Origin of the sequence: Acidiferrobacter sp. SPIII_3 (genome assembly GCF_003184265.1) — a bacterium.
In the GTDB taxonomy this organism is placed as follows: Bacteria; Pseudomonadota; Gammaproteobacteria; order Acidiferrobacterales; family Acidiferrobacteraceae; genus Acidiferrobacter.
In genome coordinates this window covers 2,105,262-2,129,612 of record NZ_CP027663.1, presented here as the reverse complement: position 1 = coordinate 2,129,612, position 24,351 = coordinate 2,105,262, and the positions used below count along the sequence as shown (strand labels likewise).

The 24,351-nt window shown below is 62.8% G+C and carries 26 protein-coding genes, 2 tRNA genes and 1 other RNA gene; 23 read left to right on the top strand and 6 right to left on the bottom strand.

Translation table 11 applies throughout. The annotated features are described in order from the left end of the window. Positions 1-258 precede the first annotated feature (258 nt). The 8 genes from C4901_RS10740 to C4901_RS10710 all read left to right on the top strand — a co-directional run bounded on the left by C4901_RS10740 (position 259) and on the right by C4901_RS10710 (position 8,359). A complete protein-coding gene (locus C4901_RS10740; RefSeq protein ID WP_370445981.1) occupies positions 259-1,164 on the top strand; it encodes a heme o synthase in 906 nt (301 codons plus the stop codon). A gap of 49 nt (positions 1,165-1,213) precedes the next feature. Further along, the gene (locus C4901_RS17720) at positions 1,214-1,357 is read left to right on the top strand and encodes a hypothetical protein (RefSeq protein WP_168185442.1); all 144 of its coding nucleotides are present in this window, start codon (positions 1,214-1,216) and stop codon (positions 1,355-1,357) included. A gap of 168 nt (positions 1,358-1,525) precedes the next feature. Beyond that, positions 1,526-2,098 carry a rusticyanin gene (locus C4901_RS10735; RefSeq protein ID WP_205735950.1) on the top strand — a complete coding sequence of 191 codons (573 nt, stop codon included), beginning with the start codon at positions 1,526-1,528 and terminating at the stop codon, positions 2,096-2,098. A 467-nt stretch (positions 2,099-2,565) separates the two neighbouring features. After that, entirely contained in the window at positions 2,566-3,531 is a 966-nt protein-coding gene (locus tag C4901_RS10730; RefSeq protein WP_110137319.1) for a cytochrome c oxidase assembly protein, read from the top strand. A 42-nt stretch (positions 3,532-3,573) separates the two neighbouring features. Further along, a complete protein-coding gene (locus C4901_RS10725) occupies positions 3,574-4,401 on the top strand; it encodes a hypothetical protein (protein WP_205735949.1) in 828 nt (275 codons plus the stop codon). 258 nt (positions 4,402-4,659) lie between these two features. After that, on the top strand, positions 4,660-5,322 hold the full coding sequence (locus C4901_RS10720; RefSeq protein WP_168185679.1) for an alpha/beta fold hydrolase: 663 nt from the start codon (positions 4,660-4,662) through the stop codon (positions 5,320-5,322). After that, entirely contained in the window at positions 5,319-6,728 is a 1,410-nt protein-coding gene (locus tag C4901_RS10715; RefSeq protein WP_110137317.1) for a hypothetical protein, read from the top strand. The genes C4901_RS10720 and C4901_RS10715 overlap by 4 nt, the downstream gene beginning before the upstream one ends. 95 nt (positions 6,729-6,823) lie before the next feature. Then, on the top strand, positions 6,824-8,359 hold the full coding sequence (locus C4901_RS10710; protein WP_205735948.1) for an MFS transporter: 1,536 nt from the start codon (positions 6,824-6,826) through the stop codon (positions 8,357-8,359). Positions 8,360-8,416: 57 nt separating this feature from the next. Here C4901_RS10710 and C4901_RS10705 read toward each other — a convergent pair whose 3' ends face one another. After that, positions 8,417-9,598: an MFS transporter gene (locus tag C4901_RS10705; protein WP_110137315.1), complete on the bottom strand. Its 1,182-nt coding sequence runs from the start codon at positions 9,596-9,598 to the stop codon at positions 8,417-8,419. 173 nt (positions 9,599-9,771) lie between these two features. On the opposite strand from C4901_RS10705, the gene tadA reads away from it, so the two are divergent. After that, positions 9,772-10,287, top strand: a complete 516-nt coding sequence (gene tadA / locus C4901_RS10700) for a tRNA adenosine(34) deaminase TadA (protein WP_240611753.1) — start codon at positions 9,772-9,774, stop codon at positions 10,285-10,287. On the opposite strand, the gene mltF is transcribed toward tadA, so the two are convergent. Next, positions 10,255-11,613 carry a membrane-bound lytic murein transglycosylase MltF gene (gene mltF, locus C4901_RS10695; RefSeq protein ID WP_168185678.1) on the bottom strand — a complete coding sequence of 453 codons (1,359 nt, stop codon included), beginning with the start codon at positions 11,611-11,613 and terminating at the stop codon, positions 10,255-10,257. The genes tadA and mltF overlap by 33 nt on opposite strands. Positions 11,614-11,777: 164 nt before the next feature. Between mltF and C4901_RS10690 the strand changes: the two genes are divergently transcribed. From C4901_RS10690 to C4901_RS10670, 5 genes are all read left to right on the top strand, one after another. Beyond that, positions 11,778-11,867, top strand: a tRNA-Ser gene (locus C4901_RS10690). 115 nt (positions 11,868-11,982) lie between these two features. Then, complete coding sequence (locus C4901_RS10685; RefSeq protein WP_145960697.1) at positions 11,983-13,044, top strand: HAMP domain-containing sensor histidine kinase; 1,062 nt, start codon at positions 11,983-11,985, stop codon at positions 13,042-13,044. Positions 13,045-13,094: 50 nt separating this feature from the next. Next, positions 13,095-14,993 carry an ATP-binding protein gene (locus C4901_RS10680; RefSeq protein WP_110137312.1) on the top strand — a complete coding sequence of 633 codons (1,899 nt, stop codon included), beginning with the start codon at positions 13,095-13,097 and terminating at the stop codon, positions 14,991-14,993. A gap of 107 nt (positions 14,994-15,100) precedes the next feature. Further along, positions 15,101-16,123: a sensor domain-containing diguanylate cyclase gene (locus tag C4901_RS10675; protein WP_110137311.1), complete on the top strand. Its 1,023-nt coding sequence runs from the start codon at positions 15,101-15,103 to the stop codon at positions 16,121-16,123. A 62-nt stretch (positions 16,124-16,185) separates the two neighbouring features. Further along, positions 16,186-16,746, top strand: a complete 561-nt coding sequence (locus C4901_RS10670) for a response regulator (protein WP_110137310.1) — start codon at positions 16,186-16,188, stop codon at positions 16,744-16,746. On the opposite strand, the gene C4901_RS10665 is transcribed toward C4901_RS10670, so the two are convergent. Then, the gene (locus C4901_RS10665) at positions 16,686-17,576 is read right to left on the bottom strand and encodes a DUF4338 domain-containing protein (protein ID WP_110135819.1); all 891 of its coding nucleotides are present in this window, start codon (positions 17,574-17,576) and stop codon (positions 16,686-16,688) included. The two genes, C4901_RS10670 and C4901_RS10665, sit on opposite strands and share 61 nt — an antisense overlap. A 2-nt stretch (positions 17,577-17,578) precedes the next feature. Further along, positions 17,579-18,889 carry an ISNCY family transposase gene (locus C4901_RS10660; RefSeq protein WP_110138618.1) on the bottom strand — a complete coding sequence of 437 codons (1,311 nt, stop codon included), beginning with the start codon at positions 18,887-18,889 and terminating at the stop codon, positions 17,579-17,581. Between the two features lie 177 nt (positions 18,890-19,066). On the opposite strand from C4901_RS10660, the gene C4901_RS10655 reads away from it, so the two are divergent. The 7 genes from C4901_RS10655 to C4901_RS10625 all read left to right on the top strand — a co-directional run bounded on the left by C4901_RS10655 (position 19,067) and on the right by C4901_RS10625 (position 21,792). Beyond that, the gene (locus tag C4901_RS10655) at positions 19,067-19,435 is read left to right on the top strand and encodes a LuxR C-terminal-related transcriptional regulator (protein ID WP_168185677.1); all 369 of its coding nucleotides are present in this window, start codon (positions 19,067-19,069) and stop codon (positions 19,433-19,435) included. Positions 19,436-19,527: 92 nt separating this feature from the next. Beyond that, positions 19,528-19,710, top strand: a complete 183-nt coding sequence (locus C4901_RS10650) for a PLD nuclease N-terminal domain-containing protein (protein WP_110137308.1) — start codon at positions 19,528-19,530, stop codon at positions 19,708-19,710. 31 nt (positions 19,711-19,741) lie between these two features. Then, positions 19,742-20,119 (top strand): YtxH domain-containing protein, encoded by a 378-nt coding sequence (locus tag C4901_RS10645; RefSeq protein WP_168185676.1) that lies wholly within the window; start codon positions 19,742-19,744, stop codon positions 20,117-20,119. A 112-nt stretch (positions 20,120-20,231) separates the two neighbouring features. After that, entirely contained in the window at positions 20,232-20,822 is a 591-nt protein-coding gene (locus C4901_RS10640) for a ferritin-like domain-containing protein (protein WP_168185675.1), read from the top strand. Positions 20,823-20,894: 72 nt separating this feature from the next. Beyond that, a complete protein-coding gene (locus C4901_RS10635; protein ID WP_110137305.1) occupies positions 20,895-21,122 on the top strand; it encodes a hypothetical protein in 228 nt (75 codons plus the stop codon). Positions 21,123-21,155: 33 nt separating this feature from the next. Beyond that, positions 21,156-21,347 (top strand): CsbD family protein, encoded by a 192-nt coding sequence (locus C4901_RS10630; protein WP_110137304.1) that lies wholly within the window; start codon positions 21,156-21,158, stop codon positions 21,345-21,347. 61 nt (positions 21,348-21,408) lie between these two features. Further along, positions 21,409-21,792 (top strand): BON domain-containing protein, encoded by a 384-nt coding sequence (locus C4901_RS10625; protein ID WP_110137303.1) that lies wholly within the window; start codon positions 21,409-21,411, stop codon positions 21,790-21,792. Between the two features lie 2 nt (positions 21,793-21,794). On the opposite strand, the gene C4901_RS10620 is transcribed toward C4901_RS10625, so the two are convergent. Continuing rightward, the gene (locus C4901_RS10620) at positions 21,795-22,706 is read right to left on the bottom strand and encodes a diiron oxygenase (RefSeq protein WP_110137302.1); all 912 of its coding nucleotides are present in this window, start codon (positions 22,704-22,706) and stop codon (positions 21,795-21,797) included. 88 nt (positions 22,707-22,794) lie between these two features. On the opposite strand from C4901_RS10620, the gene C4901_RS10615 reads away from it, so the two are divergent. Then, positions 22,795-22,885, top strand: a tRNA-Ser gene (locus tag C4901_RS10615). 340 nt (positions 22,886-23,225) lie between these two features. Here the strand turns inward: C4901_RS10615 and C4901_RS10610 are convergent. Beyond that, positions 23,226-24,098 carry an ion channel gene (locus C4901_RS10610; RefSeq protein WP_205735947.1) on the bottom strand — a complete coding sequence of 291 codons (873 nt, stop codon included), beginning with the start codon at positions 24,096-24,098 and terminating at the stop codon, positions 23,226-23,228. A 150-nt stretch (positions 24,099-24,248) separates the two neighbouring features. Between C4901_RS10610 and ffs the strand changes: the two genes are divergently transcribed. Next, an RNA gene (ffs, locus tag C4901_RS10605) (signal recognition particle sRNA small type) lies at positions 24,249-24,345 on the top strand. Positions 24,346-24,351: the final 6 nt, after the last annotated feature.

The window sequence follows — 24,351 nt, the reverse complement described above, 5'->3', positions numbered from 1 at the left end:
GGCGGGCTTCACCCGTTAAGAATTCTTGAGAGGGTGTCCCTGTCCCGGCGTGTACCGCGCCGCAGGATGGGACAATAGGATGCGCACCCTTGCGCGCGAGGCTGGGCAGGCCACGCGAAAGAGCGGAAATATCGCACTCGGCGCGTGGCGGCATCCAGGCGGCCAGACGGGTACCGGGCCGGGACAACGACAGATACGAAGCGAGGTTAGGGTATGAGTGACGAACGGGTGCTGGCGGGATCGTGGCGCTCGCGCGTGATGGCGCAGTCACGTAGCCTGGGACTGGATTTCGCGGTTGTTCAGTCCTATTGCGAGCTCACAAAGCCAAGGGTTGTGAGTCTTCTGATTTTTACGGCCATGGTCGGGATGCTACTCGCCTCGCCGGCGCGGATGGCGGATATCCATTGGACGGTGATTTTGTGGGCCAACATCGGTATCGCGTTGGCTTCGGGCGCAGCGGCGGCCATCAATCACGTAGTCGATCGGCAGATCGATGGTCAGATGAGGCGCACGCACACACGCCCGCTGCCGAATGACGCAATATCGGTGACAGGCGCGCTGGTATTCGCGACCGTTCTGATGGCATTATCGGTGCTCGTGCTCACGGTGTTTGTGAACAAGCTGACGGCGATCCTGACGATGGCGGGCTTGGTGGGCTATGCGGGTATCTACACAGGCTTTTTGAAGCGCCGTACGCCGCAGAATATCGTCCTAGGCGGAGCGGCCGGCGCGGTCCCTCCGGTGTTGGGGTGGGCGGCGGTAACGGGCCATGCGCCTCTTGCGAGCTGGGTGTTGTTTCTGATTATCTTCCTGTGGACGCCGGCGCACTTTTGGCCGCTTGCGATCTACCGGCGTGACGACTATGCACGTGTCGGTATCCCCATGATGCCGGTGACGCGCGGCATCCGGTACACGAGCTGGCTGATCCTTGGGTACACGGTGGCAACCGTGCTCGCAACCCAGGTGCCGTATATGATCGGCATGGCCGGCAAACCGTACATCATCGGCGCGGACATCTTGGGGGTGGGGTTCTTATACCATGCCTTGCGGCTTATCTATGCGCCGGATCGGCATAACCCGATGCGCATGTTCGGGTATTCGATTGCCTACTTGACCATACTGTTCGCGGCATTGCTGGCGGATCACTACATGGTGGGGCTGTGAGGGCGCGCGACGCTGACACGGGAAGTAACGGCAGGAAAAGGGGGAATGCATGAAGAAAATCGACCAGACGAGCCTAGATGAAATGCCCGAGGAGGGACAGTCGTTGAGCGGCAACCTCGTCTTGCTTTTGCTGTTGGCGTGGGCGACAATCGCCCTCGGTGGATATTACATTGCGGTTCGAATGGTAACATAAGCGGCGCGGGCGTGGGGCGCCCGCGACGGGCGTGCCTGGGCCTGGTGTACGCAAAACCCAACGTCGGTCGGGCATGAATGGGGCCCGTGCGGCGGCGACGGTGTGGCTGGGAATTCGGCGTAAAGCGGGATCGGGTCACGTTCACATGTGGTGTACTTAGGAGAATGTATGAATAGCAATGCAGGAACGATGGAGAGCATGAAGCGGGCGCGCGTTGCCAAGGGCGCGGCTCTGGTGGCTGGCGCGGTGTTCAGCGTGGGCGTGGCGTGCGCGGCGTTGGTGCCGACGAGCGCGTTCAAGAAAGCGACCCTTCCGCAGGTCAAGGCGATGCTCATGAAGGATAACGGCAAGGTGAGCGGTACCACCGTGACCTACGGCAAGAACGCGAATGTCGTGGCGGCGGCCGTGCTCCCGGGGTTCCCGTTCCCGAGCTTCGAGATCCACCACGTCAAGAACCCGACGCTGGACTTCCCGGCGGGTGCGACGGTGAAGTTTACCTTCATCAATACCAATAAGGGTTTCGGGCATAGCTTCGATGTGACGAAGAAGGGTCCGCCGTACGCGGTGATCCCGCAGATCGCGCCGATCATAGTGGGGACGGGCTTCTCGCCGGTACCCGCGGCGGGCAAATTCGGTTATGCGACCTTCACGTGGCATCCGACTGCCGGCACGTATTACTACGTTTGCCAGATCCCGGGCCATGCCGCCACGGGCATGTTTGGAAAGATCGTCGTCAAGTAAGGGACGGCGCAGTGAGAGTGGTCGGGGGTGGAGCGGGTGATGCCGGGCCCCTGACATAAAAAAGAGCCGGGGCGCTGTGATGGCCCCGGCTTTTTTGTGCGGCATCCGTGAGAGGACGGCGTGTCATGGCGAATGAACAGTTGCGAAGTGGCGCCGATACGGAGGTTGGCGAACCCGGAACTGCGAACGGGATGCCGTCATGGTATCCGGTAAAGCGTGCGCCTTCCGGCAGGTCGTCGTTATGCGGGACAGAGGCGCTCAGGCGTGGGAAGTGCCGGCTGCGGCACGCGGTGTTCGGGGCGCCTCGCTTGGCTGCGAATCGCGACTGACGAATGCCGGGGCGGTCGATGGGCGATGGAATACGGGATGTGGCTGAACGGAGACGAGGGCGCGTCGCCAGGGTGTGGAACGGCGGCGGACGATCTCGGCGCGCTTTGGCGGGGTGGGAGCTTAGAGGGTAGCGAGACATGAGCGGGATGGAAACGATGGCGGGCGAAGACGGTAACAGCCTGGCGCGGCGCTGGAGGCTTGTCGTGCCTCTGGGCTTTCTGTGGGTGGGGGTGTATTACGCGGGCTATGGCGCGGCCGGGGTGGATGCCGCGACGTGGCGCTTCTGGACGGCGGATCTGAACCCATTGCCGTGGTTGGCGGCCCTCACCGTGCTGCGCCTGTATTTAGGGCGTTATGATCGTTATCGGGCACGCGGCGGCGATGCACGGCTGTGGTCGGTGGGACAGGTGTGGTCTTTCGTGTCGGGCCTGCTGCTCGCCTTGGCGCTCTGGGAGTCGCCTTTAAACGGCTTCGTGGAGCGGTCCATGACGCTTTATACAGTAAAGCTCATGGGTGAGTTCGAGTTCGCGGCGCCCTTGATGGTGCTTGGCATCCCGTTTTCGCTCGTGGATTCGATGCGCTTGAAGGGGCCATGGTGGTCTGTCTTGCGCGTACTGCACCGCCCGCTCGTTACGACCGTCGCCCTTGCCATCGTTCTCGTGTTGTGGGATATGGCAGATCAGATGGCGCTGGGGCTGCGCAACGTGCTGGTGTTTGGTCTGCTGCCCGGGGTCTACCTCGCGCTCGGGATGATCGTGTGGATGCAATCCTTGCGGGCCCTTCCGGCCTTTCCGAACCTGCAGAACCACCTGCGCAAAGGGTTGTATGTGTGGGCGATGGAGTTTGCGATGATGGTCATGGGCACGATGTGGTTCTGGAGCGCCATGAAAAGCATGGATCCGTCGACCGGCACGCCTTTGGTGTGGGGTGTGAGCCGCGTGACGGACGTGCATATCGCCGGGGCGGTGATGACGGGGCTGTCTTTACCAACCATGTGCCTCGTGTCTTGGCATTTTTGGCAGTGGATATCGGGTGTGGTGGGCGTCTCGGAGAGCGAGGAGTATGGGGATTATTCGCGATCGGCGAGACGACAGGAGCTTTGACGGGCGCAAACGGACGGATGCCGTGGCGGACCGCGGGAGAGTGTGAACGTGAGACAGGCGGAAGGGTGTTGGCGGCAGCTGTCGGCGGCGGTCGTGGTGATGATGTTGGGCGTGGGTGTGGCGAGCGCGCACAAGGTGGCATTTTTCGGCGTACCGGTGGTCGGGGCGACACGCGCGCGTGTGAATGCCGCCCTGGCGCGCGCGGGCTTCAAGACCCCGGCGAAGGAGTCGGAGCAGTGGTTCGATACCTATAGGATCAATGGCCAGCCGGCAAGATTGCAGGGGGCAAGCCGGCTTACGGTCGATTTCACGCGTGGGGGGCGCTTTGCGATCGCGCAATACACCTTCCCGAGCTTCGACAACACCCGGCAGGTGAAGAACATCATCACGATGGTGCGCTACAAATACGGGCGGCCTACGGATCTGAGCGGCAGCCTGGCTCATGGACCGGTGGTGGCGCGCTGGATGGAGCCCGATGGTGCGGAGGTCAAGGTCTGGCGGGGGGCCTCGTCGACGACCACGTTTTTGGACCTTGAAGACGTCGCAGCCGCAAAGCGCATGCGTGCGCAATACCCGGCAGCCGCGCGGGCCCTGGGCACGTCCTTGCCAAGCGGGGCCGCGGCGGGGAAGGATCAATGGCAGCCGCCGACGCCTTCCGACGTGACGACACCCGACACGAACCGGGCCGTGCCCATGAAGTGGGAGATCGCGATCGTCGCCCTGTTCTTGATACCCGCCCTCGGAATCGTGTTCTTTGCGCATTTTTTGGCGCGGGTCACGCGCGTTCCTCCGTCTGTGAGGGCGGTGTTCCGGGTGACCGTGGGACGCATGGCGCAATGGTTCCGCCGACCCGCCTGGAAGAGACGCTGACGTTGATGGGGCCGGCGCAGGGGGTGCCGCCCTAGGCCGGATAGTCACCGCGGCAGCGGCTCCGCAGACTGCCAACAGGGGTCGGGGCGGGCGCTGCAACCGGCGGATCCCGGCACTTCAGCCATCAGGTCTGACCACGCGAGGGGGTATATCGTGAGGGGGACGCGCGGGCCGTTGCGGGGATACAGGGTAGGTACGCGCTGGGGTACCCTTTGGGCAATGACCAATACCGGGACGCCTGGCGCCACAAGAGCCGTCGTGTTTGTGCATGGGCTCGTGATCGCAAGCCGCTACATGCTACCGGCCGCGCGCTTGCTCGCGGCACAGACCCGGGTGCTGGCAGTCGATCTCCCGGGCTATGGTCGTAGCGCCAAGCCCCACCATCTCCTGCGTATCCCCGAGCTCGCGGATGCATTGGTCGAATTTCTCGACGCCAACGGTCTGGTGCGCGCCCACTGGGTGGGGAACTCCTTCGGTTGCCAGATCATCGCGGAGCTTGCCGTGCGCCATCCGGAGCGTATCGACCGTATCGTTCTTCAGGGCCCGACGGTGGATGCCAGCGCCCGGCGCATGGGGTTGCAAGGGCGCAGGCTTATCGCCAATTCCCGCTACGAGCCTGCCTCGCTGACGGCGATCTCCCTGGGGGATTATTGGCGGGCCGGTCTGCGCCGTGCCTTCGGTACGGCACGCATGGCGCTGGCTGATCGCATCGAGGATAAGATGCCGAGGATTAAGGCCCCGACGCTCATAGTGCGTGGCGAACATGATCCCCTGGTGCCGATGCGCTGGGCGCGGTATCTCGCGGGCCTTACACCGCACGGCGAGTTGCGCGTGATCAGGGGATGGGGGCACGCCGTCCATTACGCCGCGCCGGGGGCCTTCGTGGATGCCGTACGGCCCTTCCTGCGGCTGCCATCATGAGCGCCTCGTCATGCCGTTATATCGCCAATTTCGACTCGGCGTCGAGCATGCTGCGGACCACGGCGGAGGCGCTGGCGGGTGGGGATTACGCCCTCATCGACACCATGCCAAGGCCCTTGAGGGCGATCGTGCGCGGCATGGCGCCGCTTGCCAACCGCGTCCCTGAACGTCTGCGCCGTTCACTGTACCGGATGAGCGGGGTACTCGAGGCGGTGCCGCCGGCCGCGGCCGCCGGAGCGGCGTTGGAGTCCGTGGCGGACTGGGCCGTGGACCGCTACCCGAGGCGGCGTTACCCGGCGGCCTTGATCGGCGCCTCCAATGGCGCCGCCGTTCACTTGGCGGCGGCCCTTGGGGCCCCGTGGCTTCCCCAGACCTTTCTCATGCCGGTGCGACGGGACGGTATCTCCCCTGATGATCCGGCCGCCGATGCGGCCTGGGCGGTGCCCTTGGCCGAGCGCATCCTGCGGCGCCACCCGGATCTGCAATTGCACCATATGCATGACCCAAATCAGGACCGTCTCATGATCGCGGGCATGAGCTATTTTCGGTTTAAATGGCGTCGGCTTCCGCGGGCCTATGCCCGGTTTCTGACCGAGACGCTTGCGCGCGGCGCGACTTTGTATATCGTCGATTGCCGCTTGCGGTGGCCCGTGCATCGCTACGGGCCGCGCCATGTCTTTCAGTTTGGCGGCGCGGGCGGCATGTCTCCCGAGGAGTATCATCAAGGCAGCGCGCGCATCCGCGCCTATCTGGGACGCGAGGCGGCCGCTGTACGGACCTGGCGGCCTCCGCCGTCGGATGACTGGGCGCCCGAGGCCGAATGGGGGTTCGAACCGACATTGATCGATGACCTGAAGCGGCTGGCGCGACGACAAGGGTGGCGGCTGCGCGGGCTCGTCATGGAGCGACCCGAGGATCTGAGTCCGGTCGTGGCCGATCTCTACGCCCATTGGTATCACTGTCGGGGATATACGCCGCGCGGCCTGCTCGGTTCGTCCTTTATCCTCATGCAGCCCAAGCTTACCGCCGCGCGCGGCTACCTGCCGTTCTGGATGGTGTTCACCGCGCAGCCGTCGGCGGGCGCCCTGCGTGCCTACCTGGAGGGCCGGCCGTCGTTTGATTACATCTATCTCTGGTTGTTTTCCCACGGGGCTTCCTCGGTCGATCTCGAGCCCGTCGACGGTTGGCGGGAGATCGTGCAGCGGGCGCGGCGGTATGGAGGACTTGTCGGGGTGGATGCGGATCGATATCCGGCGGACTTCGCGGCGCTGGCACGCTATCAAGAAGCGGCCCGAGACCTGCCGGCACTCATCGACGGTCCCCTTGTGCCGCTTGGCTGGGCGGAGTGGGAGGCCTTTGTCGAACGCAATACAGGTCTCGAGACCGTCGCCGGATATGAGGATTGACGGGCGCTGCCCGGGCCGCGCGGCGCGAGATCTTCTCCAGTAGCATCGCTAATCTGTAATACATATTCATATAGTGATATACTAAAATAGTGTCTGTGTCCCCCGTGTCTCGCGAACCCGACCCCCAACCCGTCCGACTGGTCGCCCTATTTGGGGGCGTGGGTCTGGCGCTGGCGCTCGGTTCTTTCGAGGGGGCTGGGGTGCAGGCCATCTTTCCCTATATCGGCGGCGGTCTTGCCACCAGCAGTTACCGCGCGCTCTGGACGCTCACCTATTTCGTGGTGCATTGGTCGCTTGGCATCACGCTCATGCCGTGGAGCACGCGTCGCTTCGGGCGGCGCCGGGTCTTTCAGGGGGCGGTATGGTTGGCGGCGGCCGGCAGCCTCATAGGCGCATTCACTCATAACCTATGGGTCATGTTGGTCTCGCGGGCGATGGAGGGCCTGGGCGCGGGTCTTCTCGTTCCCTTGAGTCAGAGTGTGTTTCTCGCCGCGACCCCGACGCGTCGTCATGGCATTGTCACTGTGCTTTGGAGCAACGCCATGCTCCTGCCGTTTTTCGTCGGACCGGCGATCGGCGGGTGGCTTGCGACCACGGTCGGTTTCCACCTGATCTTTGGGTTGACGGTGCCACTGTGGCTCGTCGCGCTGTGGGCGGGCGGCCGTGGTATCCGGGAGACCACGGTCCTGCCCGTATCCGAGGCCCCGCCCTTTGATTTTCTCGGTTTTGCGCTCCTTTATGCGGGCCTCATGGCGCTACAAGTGGTGCTGGATCAGGGTGAGCAGCACGGCTGGTGGTACTCACCATTCATTCGCGACGCGTCGTTCGCGGCCGCCGTCTGCCTTTATTTATTCGGCTGGTATGAGGCGCGGGCGCGTCATCCCCTGCTGCAGTTCCATTATCTAAGGCGCCGCAATTATGTGCTCGGTCTGTTGCTTTTGAGTCTCGGTTGGGCGCTATTCATGGGGTGGGCATCGATTCTGCCGTTGTGGGCCGAAGAGGACCTTGGATATAACGGCCTGTGGGGCGGGGTCCTGTTGCTACCGGTGGGCCTCGGGGCACTGCCTTTGTCGGCAGCCCTCGACCATCTGCGAGGCGTGTTTGGCCTGCGGCGCCTGGCGAGCCTGAGTTTTCTATTGCTGGGCGGCGCCTATGGCATGCTGTCGGTGCATCCGGGAAGCGCCCTATCCGATCTATTCTGGCCGTTGGTCGTCCTGGGACTCGGGGTCGGCATCCTGTTTGTCCCGCTGACCATGATCATCATGTCCGAGATTGCGGTCGCCGCGGTACCGGCGGCGGCCACCACCGCGAATTTCATACGCGTGTTCAGCGCCAATATCGGCGTGACGGTGCTGGCGGTCTATTGGTCGCGCGGCAGCGCGCGGGCGAGTAATGCCCTGGCCGCGGAGATTTCGCGTTATGGACACACGGCCACGGGACCGCTCGGTGCCCTGCAGGGATTTTTGGCGGTCGAGGCGCATACCGTGAGTCTTGACAACCTGTTGCGGCTTTCGATGTGGTTGTGTCTGGCGGGCGCCTTCGTCGCGTGGTTTTTCCTGATTCCGCCCCGGGTGTTGCCCAAGGCCTCGGCCCATAGTTTTGTCGAAGAGACGGAAAACGAGAGCGGTTAGGGGTTCCGGGATCCCGTTGGGCCGGCAGGTGAACCCCAGACCGCTTGCGGCCTGCGTTTATGGCGATGCCTGAGGGGAGGAGGTCGCGCGCCTTGCGAGAGCGGTCAAAAGGCCCAAAGCGATGAGTTCCGTCGCGCCGCCGAATATCACGACATCACGCGGGCTGAGACGGTATAGGGCGCCCATCGCAAGACTCCCAATCATCCACGCAAACCCAAAACCGGCATCGAAGAGCCCGAAGGCCGATCCCCGGCGTTCGGCTGGGACGAAATGGGTGAGTCCTGCGCGCAGCGTACCGTCCTGGACGCCTAGGGCAACCCCCCAGACTACGGCCGCCGCACCTATGGCCATCGGTGATCGCGACAGAAACTGCAGCGGGTCGGCCAGCAGCAGGAGCAGCGGGAGCAGGTACAGCACCTTGAGTCCGGCGCGATGAAAGAGCCGACCGGAAGCCATGGCGGCGAGTCCGTCGGCGGCCATCGCCACTGCGTAAAGCGCGGGTATCCAGGGCGGCGGTACGCGATGTGTGATCGACAGGTGATACGAAAACAGGATGAAGTGCGCAAAGCCCATCACTGTAAAGGCGGCAAAGGTCATATATCCATAGAAGATCGGTGCGAATGCCATCGAAGGTATGGTAGCCGGCTTGGCGCAAGCGGGGGGCGCCATGGCGTGGGCCCGCTGGAACATCACGAGCGCCGCAGCAGCCGGCACCAGCAGAAAGGCGAATGCCGCGCGATAGCCGCGCACGGCCACGATGCCGGCCACGATGAGCGGTCCAAGGAGGCCACCGATCTGGTCTAGGGCGCCGTGTAGGCCGAAGGCCTTTCCCGCCCCCAGCCGTTCACCGGCCTGCGCCAGCACGACATTGCGCGCCGGCGTGCGCAGGCCTTTGCCGAGTCGGTCGGCGAATATCAAGGGGATGGCGACCGCGAGATTTTGCGCGATCGCAAGCGCCGGGACGGCGAGCAGGTTTGCGACGTAACCCGCGGCCATGATTGACCAGTAACGGTGGGTGCGGTCTGCCAGCTGTCCAGAGACCAGGCGCACGCCCGAGCCCAGCAGTTCGCCTGCCCCGGCCACCAGACCGACCAGCAACGGGCCTGCCTGGAGGACGGCCAGGAACGAGCCGAGGATGGCGTGGCTGCCTTCGTAGCTTAAGTCGGCGAAGAGGCTTACAAAGCCCAGACGCATCACGAGACGCGCAAGGTCGGGGTGCCCGGTCTGTGGTCCTGGCATGACGCTCCTCGACAAGCGCGGGAAAGGGTTGTCGCGTGAAGCGACGCGTCCGATGTCGCCGTACTAGTATAAGCAGTCGTGACGGCTGTGGTGTCGGGCCTTGGGCGGGCTTGGGGGCTGGAAGCCTTGGGGATCAGGGTTGAACTGGTTTATTCAGAAATTGGTGAACGCGGATGAGCGATGATATCGAGGAGCCGATGGTGCGGGACGACGAGCATTGGATGGCTGTGGCGCTGGCACAGGCCGCGGATGCCGGGCGTGCGGGCGAGGTGCCGGTCGGCGCGGTTCTGGTGCGCGCCGGTGTCATGCTTGCGGGCGCCGGTAACCGCCCGATCGCCCTTTATGATCCGACTGCCCATGCCGAGATTCTGGCGTTGCGCGCCGGCGGGGCGCGGATCGGCAATTACCGTCTCAAGGATTGCGTCTTGTATGTCACCCTGGAGCCCTGCGCCATGTGCGCCGTCGCACTCGTGCATGCGCGCATTGCGCGTCTCGTGTTCGGCGCAGCGGATCCGCGCGCGGGGGCCGCGGGTTCGGCCTTCACGCTCACAGACGATGCCCGTTTCAATCATCGCGTGTCGGTTGCCGGTGGCGTCTTGGCGGCGGAATGCGAGGCGCTCCTGCGTGATTTCTTCCGTGCTCGTCGTGCCGACGGCTCAGATCGCGGGCTCGCTCAATTGAAAGAGTAGCGAGCGCGTGGCCCCCGAGGTCTGGCGGAGGTGGCGAAGGATCCGGTAGTAGACCCGGATACGATTGACGTATTGCACGGCCGTGTAGCCCGGGGCGTAGCCGTAGCGGGTCTTGCGAAACCACCAGGGGTCTTCGAGAAGCGGCAGGCGTTGCTCGACGTCGGTCCAGCGATCCGGGTTGGCCCCTTGTTCGCGTGTAAGCCACCTGGCGTCCTCAAGATGATTGACGCCGATATTGTAGGCGGCCAGTGCCATCCAGGTCCGGTCGGGCTGCGGGATATCAGAGGGCAGGGCGTCGAGGAGCGCGCGCAGGTAGCGTGCCCCTCCGTCGATACTCTGGCGTGGGTTCAGGCGATCCGTCACCCCCACCGAGAGACAGGTGTCATTAGTTAGCATCATGAGGCCCTGAACCCCGGTCGGCGATTCGGCGTTGGCGTCCCAGCGTGACTCCTGATAGCTAACCGCGGCCAGCAGACGCCAGGGGATGTGATAACGGGCGCCGGCGCTCCGAAAGAGCGGGGCGTAGAGCGGCAGCGCTACCCGCACTCGTCTCAAATAGGTATGGATATGGACGTAGTTGAATCGTGTAACGCCGTAGTAGCGGGCGATCAGGTCGGCCAACTGTCCCGAGCGCCGCAGCTGCGCAAAGAAGCGGAAGGCGGCGCGGTAGAGCTTGGTGTCGCGCTTCTTTGGGAACGCCCAGGCCAATGCCCGTGGTGGTCCGACGGTAAAGGCGACGCGTAGCGCCGGGTAGTAGCGGCGATTGACCGCGACTACGTTGGAGTCAGCGACCGTGAAGCGCAACAGGCCCTGCCATACCAGGAACAACAGTTCATCGGCCTGCATGTGGGTGGTATCGGTCCAGGCCAGATGCGGCAGTGTCGGGCGCAGACGCGCGAGGGCCGTGGCCGCGCTCGATCCCGCCACCACCTCGATCGGTCGCCCGATCAGGGCGCGGGCATTGTCGGGCTTGCGGGTACCGGCACGGTATACAAGCTCTTCGTGGATGACTTGGTAGGGTGGACCGAAGCGCGCCTCCTGTTTCCGCGCCGATGTGATCGCAAGGCCGGCCACGAGGTTGCCTTCTCCGGCGGCCAGGGCCCGCATCAGTCCGCGGTCACGCGCAATGACCTTGATTTTCAGTTTCAGTCCGAGATAATCGGCAAAATCCCGGGCCATGTCGTATTCCATCCCCGCTGGTCCCTGCGCCCCTTCGTAATAGGTCGTAGGGCCGCTGCGTGTCAGGACGACCAGTTCACCGTGTCCCTGGTCCGGGAGGCGCACGAGCTTTGGCTGGACGTGACGGGAGGAGCACCCGTCGAGCATAACCGCCGCGAGGGCGGCCAGCGCCAGGGTTCTTAATATGGGGTGTGGAACCATGGCAAAGGCCTGGGCCCTGTCCCCTTCATTCTGTCGCCGGGCGTGCGCATGGGCTCGATCATACCCCCTCTATCCTTTCTTGGCGACACCGGTTAAGCTTATCGTCCCGGGGAGAGGTACCGAAGCGGTCATACCGGCGCAGACTCGAAATCTGTTGGGGGCATCGCCCCACGTGGGTTCGAATCCCACCCTCTCCGCCATTTCTGGAGAGCTCAAGGCCAAGGTTGGCCGGCTCGCCCCATCCGATCCACAGGATACGCGGGGGGCGTGTGTTTCGAATCAGGCTTCGTGGCGGCGGCCAAGAGGAACGGATTCATGACAGGAAGTTGCCCCGAGCAAGATGATCACGGTCATGTGGCCAATCGCCTGCGCAAGGCTATCGGACGTCGTGGCAGTGGCCATGCAAGCCGTTCCAACCTGCTGTACCTGCGTGGTGCGCGGCCGCCCGAGGGGGTCGCCCGACAAGATCTCAGCGGCGCTTTGTATACCCTGGGCGGTGTGGTTTTGGGTCTTGTCGCCGGCGCCGTAGGCTATCACTACCGGCTATTGGACGCGCTCGTCTCGCCGCGCGATCCGGCCCTTCTCTTGTTTGGGGTGCCGGCATTGGTGGGAGGAGGGGCGGGGGCGTTTGGCGCATGGTGGCATGCCCGCACCAAGCTCGCGCAGGCGCTGGTGACCTCAGAGGGATTCCGGCAACGGCTCATGAGTGTCGAGCGCAATCAGGCCTTGTGGATCAGTCTGTCGGCCGTCCTTCACGATGTACGTAATCCCCTCCATAACATCCATCTGCTCATAGAGTCTCTGGAGTCCCCCGGGGCCGATACCGACCAGGTGCGCCGGCAGGTGTTGGAGCAGCTCGAGCGCATCAATGTCCGGGTGCGCCGCGTCGTGGCCCAGATCGCGGAGTTTTCCGGGGAGATCGCGCGGCGCCCTATCAGTCTCGCCGAGGTGCTAACTGAAGTCGCGGAGATGGTGCGCCCGCTCGCGCGTCAGTCGCGGGTCACTCTCACGGTCGACGCAGGGCGCGATACGATGGTGGTGGCGGACCCCAAGTTCCTGGTGCAGGCTATCGATCATTTGATCCTGAACTCGCTACAGATACTGTCCGAGCAGCCACCGCCGGCCGCACGCAGCCTGTATGTGCAGGTCCACCAAGCGGGCGATCAGATCGAGATGTGGGTGGAGGACAGTGGTCCGGGCCTGCCCGACGAAGTGCGCGAGCGTTTGTTCGAGCCCTTGACGACGACGCGTACGAGCGGCATGGGTCTTGGACTTGCCATCGCCCATGCCCTGGCGAGCGCCGCCGGGGCGCCCTTGTCGTTGGGTCATACCGGGCCCGCTGGTACGCGTTTCGTGCTCCGCTTCCGGTCGCCGTAACACCGGACGGCTCCTTGACGCTTTTTCAACCCGAAAACCGAGTATTCCGCATGAGTGTTGCCAAGCCAATCTTGTCGGTCCTGTGTCTCGACGTCGACCCTGCATGGGTGGCAAAGATCTGTCGCAATGAGGAAATATCCCTGGACGTCCAGGAACGGCCCTGGTCGCCGGCGGCGCGCGCCCGGCTCCAGGACCTCACGCTGGATGTCATTGTCATAAGCGAGTCGGTGTTTCGCATCTGGCAGGATACCGTGCAGGATGTGGTGGTGCGGCCCGTGATCGTGGTCGCCCAGGAGGTCGATGATGGCCTTGTCACAGCCGGTCTGCGCTGGGGGGTGCTCGACGTCGTGTCGCGTCATCAGGGCGCGCGGCTCGGCGCGCGCCTGCACGGTGTCTTGCGAGGGCGCGCGGGCCGCGAGCTTTTGAGTGAAGCCCTATCCTACCTCGATGAATCGTTACTGATTGCCCGCAACCGGTCAGCGGATGGGCACGAGGTCATCTACCGCAATTCCGCTTGTGTTCGCCGCATGGGCACGCCGGGTCGCGCGCAAGAGGACCGTGAGCTTTTATGTCTGGCGCCGGGTCCACGGACCGACAGGCGCAAGCTCGACGAGATACGGCAGGAGATGCGTGCCGGACAGCCGGTGCGTGCCGAGCTCGTCGATTATCGTGGCGATGGCGAGATGTTCTGGACCGAATTCTCGGCCGCCCCCCTGACCACGCCCGGGCATTGGGTCGTGGTATCACGCGACGTGACACGACGCCGGGAGGCCGAGGATAATGCGCAGCGGTTGCGGGAGCTCGTCATAAGGTCGCAAAAGCACGAGAACACCGCGGTTCTGGCGGCCGGAATTGCCCACGATTTCAACAATATCCTGACCGGCATCGTAGGGAGTGCTGAGCTTGCGCGCATGGCCTTGGCGCCCGAGCATACTGTTCAAAAGGATATCGAGACCATCATCCAGGCCTCGGAGCGCGCCGCCGAGCTCAACCGTGAGCTTTTGGACTTCGCGGGACCGGGCAAGGGGTCGCTGGAGTCCGTCTACTTGAACAGCATGGTGACAACGATGCTGGTCATTCTCCGGTCGCGGATGCAGAAGTCGATCGTGGTGCGCAAGGCCCTGCGACCCGATATTCCGCCGATCGAGGCCGACCCCGCCGAGATTCAGCAGGTGATGCTGAATCTCTGTCTGAACGCGAGCGAGGCAATGGCCGAGGGCGGCGGCACACTGTCGATCACCACGGATCGCATGGATATCGCAGACGATGTCGCTGATATGTTTGCCTATGGTCGACCGCAACCCGGCCTGCATGCCGTCTTTGAGGTCTCGGACACCGGACGCGGCATGGAACCGGCCCTTGTCAGGCGCATCTTCGAGCCCTTTTTTTCCAGCAAAGAGGGCGCCAGGGGTATAGGTCTTAGCGTGGTCTTGAGTATCGTGAAGGCCTATCGCGGTGGTATCGATGTCGACACCGCCCCCGGGCGTGGCACGACGGTGCGTATCGTGTTGCCGGCCGCGCCCGAGCGCGAGCGGCGTGGTACTGAAGAGGTGCGCCGGCCGCGCGATGTCAGGCATCACACCGTATTGTTCGTGGACGATGAGGAAATGCTGCGATCGCTCGCCCAGCGTGCCCTGGAACCGCTTGGCTACCGCGTGCTGGTGGCCCCTGACGGCGTGGAGGGGGTCCGGATATTTCGCGAGCATATGGCCGAGATCGATCTCGTCATCCTTGATCTCTCCATGCCGCGCAAGGGCGGGGAGGATGCCTGCAAGGAGATGCAGGCCATTAACGCACGTATCCCCGTGCTCCTGTGCTGTGGTTATGATGAGGCAAGCGCCGAGGAAAAAACCCGTGGGTCGCGGTTCGCCGGATACCTAGCCAAGCCATTTGGCGTAAGTACCCTCATAGAGGCGGTGCGTGCAACCATGGACAAAGCGGGCTCGTGAATATTCGATAATCTTGCCGTTTTCGATCCGCTATTCCGACCAACGTCCGATAGGGGCGGGCCCACCCATTTGTAGAATAGAGCCGTCCATATAATGAGCGCTACGAAATGGGGCCGGATGAGAGCCGCGGTAAGATCAAGGGGACGGGGTTCGACTGGCTGATGCAGATTGCCTACCTGGCTGGAAAGTCCCTGGATCTCGATGAAGCCCTTCCGGCGACGTTAACGGCCATGGCTGAGCTCATCCCGTGCGAACATGTGGTAATACTCCAACTGGAAGACGAGGTTCTCGAGGTGCGCGCGCACTGGTCACGGGCCGGCGGCCACGCGGCCATAAAAACCTGCGCCTTCAAGCGCTCACCGGAACTAAGCCTCTGTGACCTGGATGTGATCCACGCCGCACGCGACGCCGATATCGAGGCGTTGCCGTATTTCCAAGGAGAACCCGGATCGGGGCGCGGCGTTGTGGTTTTGACCGTGCCACTTGCTGTGGATTATGTCTGCGTAGGGCGTCTTGACTTTATCCGTGATGGCGCCGGCGAGGACTTCTCGGCCTGGGAGCGGCATTTTGCCCAGGCCTGCGCGCGGATATTGGCCCTAAGCGTGCGCAACGGCGCTGAGTATGCGCGCGTGGCATGGCTTGCGGAGCACGATCCTTTAACCGGGATAGGGAATCGCCGGAATTTCGATAGGGCGTTAAACCGCGAATTGGCGCGCGCGGAACGGTATCGGCGGGACGTCTCCCTGCTCCTCATCGATCTCGACGATTTCAAGGAAGCCAACACCCATCTTGGACTTTCAGGCGGTGACGAGATCTTGCGGCGCACCGCCAAGGTGCTGGCGGAACGGGCCCGCAAAGGCGTGGATATATCCTGCCGCATAGGGGGCGACGAGTTTGCCATGATTCTTCCCGAGATCGGTGAGCGATTGGCCAACGAGCTGGCCATGAGGCTCGTAAAGGACGTTGCTGAAAGCACGATGTCCCTATGGCCCATGCGGTTTTCTTATAGTATTTCCACCTATCCGGCGACATCCGCAGAGTTCTTGCGACGCGCAGCCGATGCGCAGCTGTTGGCGGCCAAGAGCCGGAAGGGGCGTGTTGCGGTACCGATGCGCGGGGCGGTGCAGTGATCGCGCCGCAGGAGTTGTTGTAAGACGACCGAAATAGTATGTTTGCATAAAAAGGGGAAGTGATGACGGCACGATTGGCAAAGAGCGGTTTGGCGGCAGGGATGCAGGAATCGCGACGTCGCGATACCGGCACTATGCGCCGCACTCGGCAGATACTGTTGATTGAGGATGAGGCCGTAGCGGGGCAGGCCCTTTCGCAGTCTCTGCAAGGACTTGGCATGGCGTGCCGGTGGGTCTCGACGTTCGAGGAGGCATTGGCGGCCTGGAAGGAGATGTCATATGACGCCGTGATTACGGACATCATGCTCGATACCGGCAAGCCCGACGGGCTTGAGATCCTGCGCAAAATCGAGCAGGCGGGTATGCCTATTCCGGTGGTCGTGATCAGCGCATTCGCCGATCAGACGCGCGTCAAGGAGGCCTTGAATCACGGTGCGGCCTATCTGCTTGAGAAGCCGTTCTCCACAAGCGATTTGAAGCGTGTGTTGGAGCGGTTGTGGCAGGAGCCCAAGGGGCTCATCAGCAATTCTAAAAGTAGAAACGATTATCACTTCTTGCCGGCTTACGCTAGGGGCCTTGAAGGCTTTTGGAGTTTTTCGCGCGCGTCGGTTACGAGGGGATAGAGGAAGACGCGCTTGGGACATGCGCCATGGCGTTCATGGTGGCGGTCTTGGCGGCCGCGGCCGGAGGTGAGACCGACGTCGATCCAGTGGGCGGCCCGATAGCAATGTCCGGTAAAGCGGGCGGGATCGACGAGGGTCTCGGCCAACAGGGGCTGGACGCCGTAGGCGGCCGTCCAATCGGTGGTGACCTGTCGCAGGGCAAGCGCCAGCACATGGGAGGCCAGGTTCTTGACGCGCACGTGGGGCAGGACCAGGAAGCGCGAGTTTGACACGGTGTGCTGCAGGCGCGCGGCCCGGGTGGCGTCGTCCCACCCGATCCACCGATCCCGCGCGCTCATGCGCCAGGCGGGCGAGGAGAACTGGAGGCAGCCCAGCACGTTTTCCTGGGCGGCCTTGATCAGGTAGCGCAGATGAGCGCCAAAGGGCACGCGGTGGCCGAGGTAATGATGACGCGCGACCAGGCTTCGCCACTGATCGCGTTGGGCGCATGTCTCCACGCGCTCGAGACGAACGGGCCTGAGCGCTTCGAGCGGAACATCGATGAGGGACGGTTCCGGGTCCCAGGCCATGCGCGTGGACGTAGCGGCGCCTTTGGGGCGGCCCGCCTTGAGTGCCGGCAGGCAGATGCGGCCGTTGTCATGCAACTTCTCGAGTAGCGCCCGGCATTCGATGGATTTCAGTTGGCCCTTGGGGCGGCGCCAATCCAGGAGTTCGCATACCGTCAGCGCAAGCTCATGGCGGCTTAAGCGCCCATAGCGGCGGGCGAGCTCGACGATGAGCGCAAGCTGTGCCTCATCCAGCGGTTGGCCGCAGAAGCGGATATCGTCCATGTTTAACTACTGTCGGGCCCTTCGATTTCGAGGCCCTTGATCATGAAGTCGAGCAGGGCCTCGAAGCTCTCGAAGCACCAGTAGGTCGTAAGCGCCTGGATATCATGGAAGAATTTCGTGCGCGTGCCGAGATGCTCGCGTACCAGCCGGTACTTCTCGCTGACCATGCCCTGGAACGTATGCAGCAGGAAGGCCAGCAGGTTGAAGGTGGCAAAGAGCGAAGCGAGATGCTGTTCGCCGTGGCCGAAATTGTGCTCGAGATGATAGCCCTTGGTCTTCATCACATTGTTGGCACCGTTCTCGATCTTCCATCGCGCCCGTCCCGCTTCGGCGATGCTTGCGACGTTGTCCGAGTCGAGCGCATGGCGGGTGATCCAGGCGTTGTGGTAGGTCTCCTGGCCGGAGGCATCCCTGGTGGTGAGCTCGAGCCAGTTGACCTTGAGGGCGTCGTCGCGATCGCGCAAGGGCACATCGGCGACGAAGCGGTAGGTATCGGTGTATACCGTTCTGCCTTTGCGCCACGTGACCTGATGGGTGGGGACCGCGTTGATGCGCTGGAGGTCGTTGATCCATTCGTAGACAGTGCCGTGGGAACTTGGCTTGCAGACGAAGATGAAGTTTCCCCCCGAGGCCAGGACTTGCTCGCAGAGGGGCTGACGCGCGTAGAGGTCGTCGCCCAGGAAGGTCGCGCCCCGCGCCGCGTAGCGGTTGCCATGGGCGGCAAACCAGCGCTTCGCGGCCATCGTTTCGCAGTCCTGCTTCGCGTGGCCATCCTGGGGCTCGACGAACTCCGGGGGCAGGCAGATGACTTCGTTGGATGCGGGCGTCACCACGACCGGACTGACCATCGTGTGGGAATAGCTCACCGAGCCATCCTTGTGCTCGGTCTTCGTGCACTGATGGCAATGGATGTCGGCGGATTGGTGGTATTGCGTCCCGTCCAAGGCCATGAGCAACGTGTCGGCCTCCGGGGAGGAAGAATCGAGCTTCACGCGAAACGAATCGATATGGCCGCCGGCATCGAGGGCATCGAAGATCTGCTCGAACAGGGGATAGACATGCTGGGGGTCGACCGGATCCAGCAGCTTACGGATGCAGGCATCGGTCGGGATCAACACCATCTCGAAGAGGTTCTGGGCATTGCTCCTCCCCTTGGTCTTCTCCATCGCTCTTTGATGGGCGAGAAACGACGGGCTCTGGGTATAGAATACCGAAAACGCCGCCAATGCGGCGTCTTCCATTGCGTAGACGCCATTCTTCCCCTTGCGCTGATCCGGCAGTCCCTTGAATACCTCCTTGATGGCGGTGATCATGGCGCCAAAGCTCAGGGATTTGAGTGTGAGAAATGGAAACGCCAAGCCGCACTCGCATGAGTTTTTATGACCCAGCGACGTTATACAACAATGCCCGGCTTTTGTCCAGCCCCCGAAGTCCGCTGGTATCGGGAGGGGCTCGTATTGAGAACTATTACCACATTTAGAATTGCTGGTATGCCTATTCCGGTGGTCGTGATCAGCGCATTCGCCGATCAGACGCGCGTCAAGGAGGCCTTGAATCACGGTGCGGCCTATCTGCTTGAGAAGCCGTTCTCCACAAGCGATTTGAAGCGTGTGTTGGAGCGGTTGTGGCAGGAGCCCAAGGGGCTCATCGGGGCGCGGGAGCGCGCTTTGAATCAGGCCACCCTGACCAACAAGGAATGTGAGGTGGCACGACTCCTGCTGAAGGGGCTTTCGACTCAGGAAATGGCAAGACTGACAGGGAATTCCGAGAAGACATTAAAGCAACACATTAGCACGATCTACGAGAAATGCGGCGTTTCGAGCCGCACCGAGTTTTTCCATTACATATTCCCCACCTGACGTTGACCATATAGGCCCTGAGGTCGATGGCCGGCATGAGGTCTGCGCGTAGACTCATGACTGCCTCGCAAGAACGATAAAGGGTGAGGGATATGGGCTCATACTCGCTTTTGGGGACTGTTATTGCGGTTCTCGACGTGATTGCCATCATCAGCATACTGCTGGGGTCTGCGCGTATCGGCCATAAAGTGCTGTGGATCGTGGTGGTGCTGGTGTTTCCGCTGGTGGGTATGATCGTGTATTACTTGGTGGGGCGCAGTCCGCGCGATGTCTGAAGCCAAAATTTCCCATTCAGGAGGTGTTTCCATGGAAGCCAATGCACAATACCTGCCCGTCTCTCCGGTTCGTACTGGTCCCAAGGTCATGCTGTTTGTGAGCGGCGTGGCGCTTGGCTACGCCGCGGCCACTTTGTTGGCGCCGAAGTCCGGACGGGAAATCCGCTCATCGTTGAGCGATTTCGCGAAGACCAAGAGTGACCGCATGTCGGGCGCGGTACGCGACGCCGTCGGTGCGGCGCGCGATGCCACACGCAGCGTGACGAGGCGGGTAGCAGATGCCATGGATCAGGGTCGCGACAAGGCGCGTGGCGCCGTAGCGGCGGCGGCCTCCAGTGTGGAAAGCGGGAATACGCCGCATGCGGGCGACGAAATGACCCATGAGCGCGCCGCGCCTGGCTATCAGTGAGCCCTCGGACCAAGGTCTGATCGCCGAGCGGGCCCGTCCATCCGACAATAGGTCTGGCTGGTGGAGGGCGCCGGGATCGGTCGCCCCAGGGAGTCTATCGAAGGAGGCGGTCATGGTACGGTGCGTGGCGAGGGAGCTTGTGGAGTGGAGTGGCGTGGATGCCCAGCGGCTCGTGGACCTTTTGGTCGAGCGGGCGCTAGGCGAGGTGGGCAACTATTACTACTACACGTTGTTGCGTATGCATCTCGTGGGTGTCGAGGGTGACGCCTTGCGCCGGGTGGTGGATGATGCCCGGGAGGAGGATCGCAACCATTTCGAGGCCCTCGTGCCGCGCATCTACGAACTTGGTGGTCGTCTGCCAGCGACATTTGCCGGCGAACTCGGGGGGCTTGGCGCCTTGCGCAATCTGCCGGCCGAGGCGGATGTCCCGCAGATCATCCCCATTCTATTAAAGGCGGCCGAGGAGTCGGTGCGGGCCTATACCGAGCTCTGCAGCGCCACCTCGGGCAAGGACAACCGGACTTATAATCTGGTCCTGGCGATCCTGCATGAGGAGATTGCCCACCAAGTCTGGCTTTTGGAGTTTTTGGGTCGGGATGCGAGCGATGGGGCCACGCGCGCCCGTAATATTTCGCCGTTCGTGGCGCCCTACCTGCGTCCCCCGCAGCCTACGCATCTGGAACCCAGCTCCTGCACCGCCTAAGGTCAGATTCGGCCTCCTGCCTATCATCTGATAATGGGTTTCCACCCATTTGTCGGATGAAGGAGGTCTACGATGACCGGGAGGCATCTTCTGTACGTCGCGGCGCTTGTCGCGACACCTTTGATGGCGTCGGCGGCACGAGTGCCGTCGGCCGCCTATAACGGCTTGAGCTACGGAGCATCGCGGACCCATGCGGGTCCCGCGGTGCTTGTCGCCCGCCCCGGGCGTTACCGGTATAGCGATGAACATCATCGCCGCGATGACAATCGGCGCGGCGACTCCAATGGCGGTGGGTCGTGAGGGGCCGGACGCGGGCTATATAGGAGGGCTGCCGTGAACAAGGAACAGGTGAAAGGTAAATGGGTTCAGGTGAAGGGTGAGGCCAAACGTCGCTGGGGACGGCTCACCGACGACGACCTTACCGAGGCGGCCGGAAATTACGATAAACTGGTGGGCAAGATCCAGGAGCGTCACGGAGAATCCCGGGAAGCGATCAAGAAATGGATGGATTCCCTGGAGGTGTGAGGCGGGCGCCGCGGCCTGCCGCGGCTGACCCTGGAAACAACAACAACGAGAGGACGGCTATATGACGAACGCACTGCGGATAGTGGGTCCCAAGAGAATATTGGCAAGCGCCGTGATCGGGACGGTTTTGGCGCTTGGTGCCGGCTGTTCAACTACGCCGTCGCGCGAGACCACGGGACAGTATTTCCATGATGCCGCCATCACCTCGAAGATCAAGGCGCGCATCCTCGAGGATCAGGCCCTGCAGGGATTCCAGATCAAGGTCGACACTTATCGTGGCCATGTCATCTTGAGCGGTTTTGTGAATCGCGCAAGCCAAGTCCGTCAGGCCATGCATATCGCGCGCACCACCCCGGGGGTCGTGAGCGTGCGCAACGATCTCGTGGTGAAGAACACCACCGGCGGGGGAACTGGCACGAACTCTTCCTCGGGTTACGGGAGTTAGTTTTAAGGCCAGCTGATGGCAAGGCCGAGCCCGCGCAGGCGGGCTACGGTCGGACCTAGGCAATGGGCCACAAACTGGCGGCGTAGTACGTGACGAGCGGCGCGTGCCGCCCAAGGCCCGGCCGGCAGCCCGGCGCGAATATAAAGGTCCTGGGGCGGGTAGTAGAAAGTGGCGACGAATCGGCGCAGCAGGCCACCCAAGGCATACCCCAGAGCCAGGCGGGCCATACGTCCGGCACGCTCCAGACGATGTCGCAACACCTCTTGCCCATAGGCGATACGATGTCGCAACACCTCTTGCCCATAGGCGATATGGCGGGCTTCATCAGTGCTGTGGAGGACGCATAGCTCGACGGCGACGGGGCATACGCCTTGGGCGTGCAGGCGAACATAACGGTTGAGCCGGTCGGGCACCTCCTCTCCAAGCAGGATGGCGCTCCAAAAGAGCGTCGAATGGAAGGGTAGCCGCCGGCCAAGAAATGTCAGCCAGCGATCAAAGTGTGCGGCGGTTGCGCAATCGTCGAGTCCGGCGCGCTCGAAGAACTCGAGAAACATAAGGCTGTGCCCGGCTTCTTCACGTAGCTCGTGAAGGTGGTAGATGCGCGTGGCGCGCGGGCCTTTGAGCGTCGCGTGCGCGAGCCTCTGGAGGAATAGGCTCTCGAGCCAGACACCGGCGTTCAGGAAACGGGCGAATTCATGGTGCGAAAGTGTCTGGCGGGCGGCCAACGGTAAGGCATCGTACTCCTCGATCCCATACAACGAGACCGCTTGCTCGGGCAACCAGAATGCATGTCGTGACAGTCGTTCCCAGTGGATCCGTGCCACGGGGTCGCGATAGGGGGTGCTGTGGCGGGAAAGCTGCGTGGCGCGTTCCGCGAAAGAAGGTAAGCTCTTCAGGAAATCGGGGTTGGCCATGGGTGCGCAGTATACCGCCCTTGCCGATGCCGGCCTAGGGCCCGTCGTTGCGCGCACCGTGAACCTGGGTTAGTCTTGGCGCCCTGCGGGAGAGGTGTCCGAGCGGTTGAAGGAGCACGCCTGGAAAGTGTGTGTACGCCAAAAGCGTACCGAGGGTTCGAATCCCTCCCTCTCCGCCATTTTATCGGTCCCGGGTCCTGCCCCCCTTCGTCGAGCGGTTCTAAGCCCGGCTACGGGCGTTGGGATTCCCGCAGCGTGCAGCACAACCCCCTATAAGCAAGCCAGACCTGCTCGATGTGCGGGATTATCGGAAAACGGGAGAAGCAGACCTTCTCCCGTTTACGCAGATAAGGCCGGTGACACGCAGAGGTGCAGGCGCCCGGTTTCGCGAAACGTACCGGTTTCGCAGGGACCACTGTAAACCCGCTTGCATGCATTTGGTGGGTCGCTCCTGTTTGTGGAGAAAACCTTGGACCCCGGATTCGGGGCATGAGAGCGTGCGCCGTCGGCGGCTCGTGCTTACGCCTCTCCCTGGGTCTCTGGTGGTTCGAGCTCGATATCGTCGAAGTGGCGATAATCGATGAGGTAGTGGCCATGGGTATCCTTGGAGAGGACGTCGCGTAGCCGGTGGCGCCAGTGGATCGCGGCCGGTTTGTACACGTGCCGCGCGTGTATGGTCTGGGAGAGGGTCTCGTCGAGGCCGGCCAGGATTACCACGAGTTCGGCATCCTCCTCTTCGAGTGCCGCCCGCGATGTCCCGGACAGCGGGCTGTTGCCGGTAATGGGATGCATTACGGTCCATGAGTAGCTGAAGCTCGGCGTGCTATCGCGCAACAACACGAGATCCCGGAACCGGCGCATCCGTTGGCCCTCGGGGCTGTGTTCGTTGCGCAGGAGCGTCACCTGCACGCGCGCCTCGAGGATCTGGTTGCCGCGTTGGTTGGCCACCCGGAACATGAGTGTGGGGACGTCATGATAGAGGCTCACCACCGCCGCTTTGCTAAAGCGGATGCGGGCGCGCGGGCGCGAGAAGCGCGCAAAGGCAAGGCCGGTGGCAAACGCCACCCCGAACAGGCCGATCAGGGTCTCCAGGCTCATGAGCAGGTTGGCGTAGAACGTGCCTGGGTACATGATCCCATAACCTATGGTGGCCATGGTCTGAACGCTGAAGAAGAAGGCATCGCTGAACGATTGTGGCCGGGCATGGACGATAGCGCCGGGTTGGGCCAGATAGGCGAGCGCGAAGGCGCCGTTCACGAGCACGAAGATGACGCCGATGCCGAGCAGGAAGGCCGGCCAGCCCATGGTGATGAGGGCGTGATAAAGGTCCCCGAGGACATCGCGTCCACTCGCGACCCAGTCGGTGATCCGAGTTTTCAGGCTGCGGGTCACGAGTCGTGACCCCCTTGGCCAAGGGAACGGTACCCGCGTCGACGGGCGAGGGTTTTGGGGGGTGGAGAAACGGCGTTTTGCCGGCTTGTTCTCATTATGCTAACCTCGTCGTTCTGGATGAAGTCTCCAGAGATTCTCAATGGCGGTGACGGCCGACCCCCGCTGTGGCGATCGATCGTAAACCCGGTCAGGTCCGGAAGGAAGCAGCCGTAGCGATCCGGTCGGGTGCAGCGTCGGGCCGGCCCAATCCGCC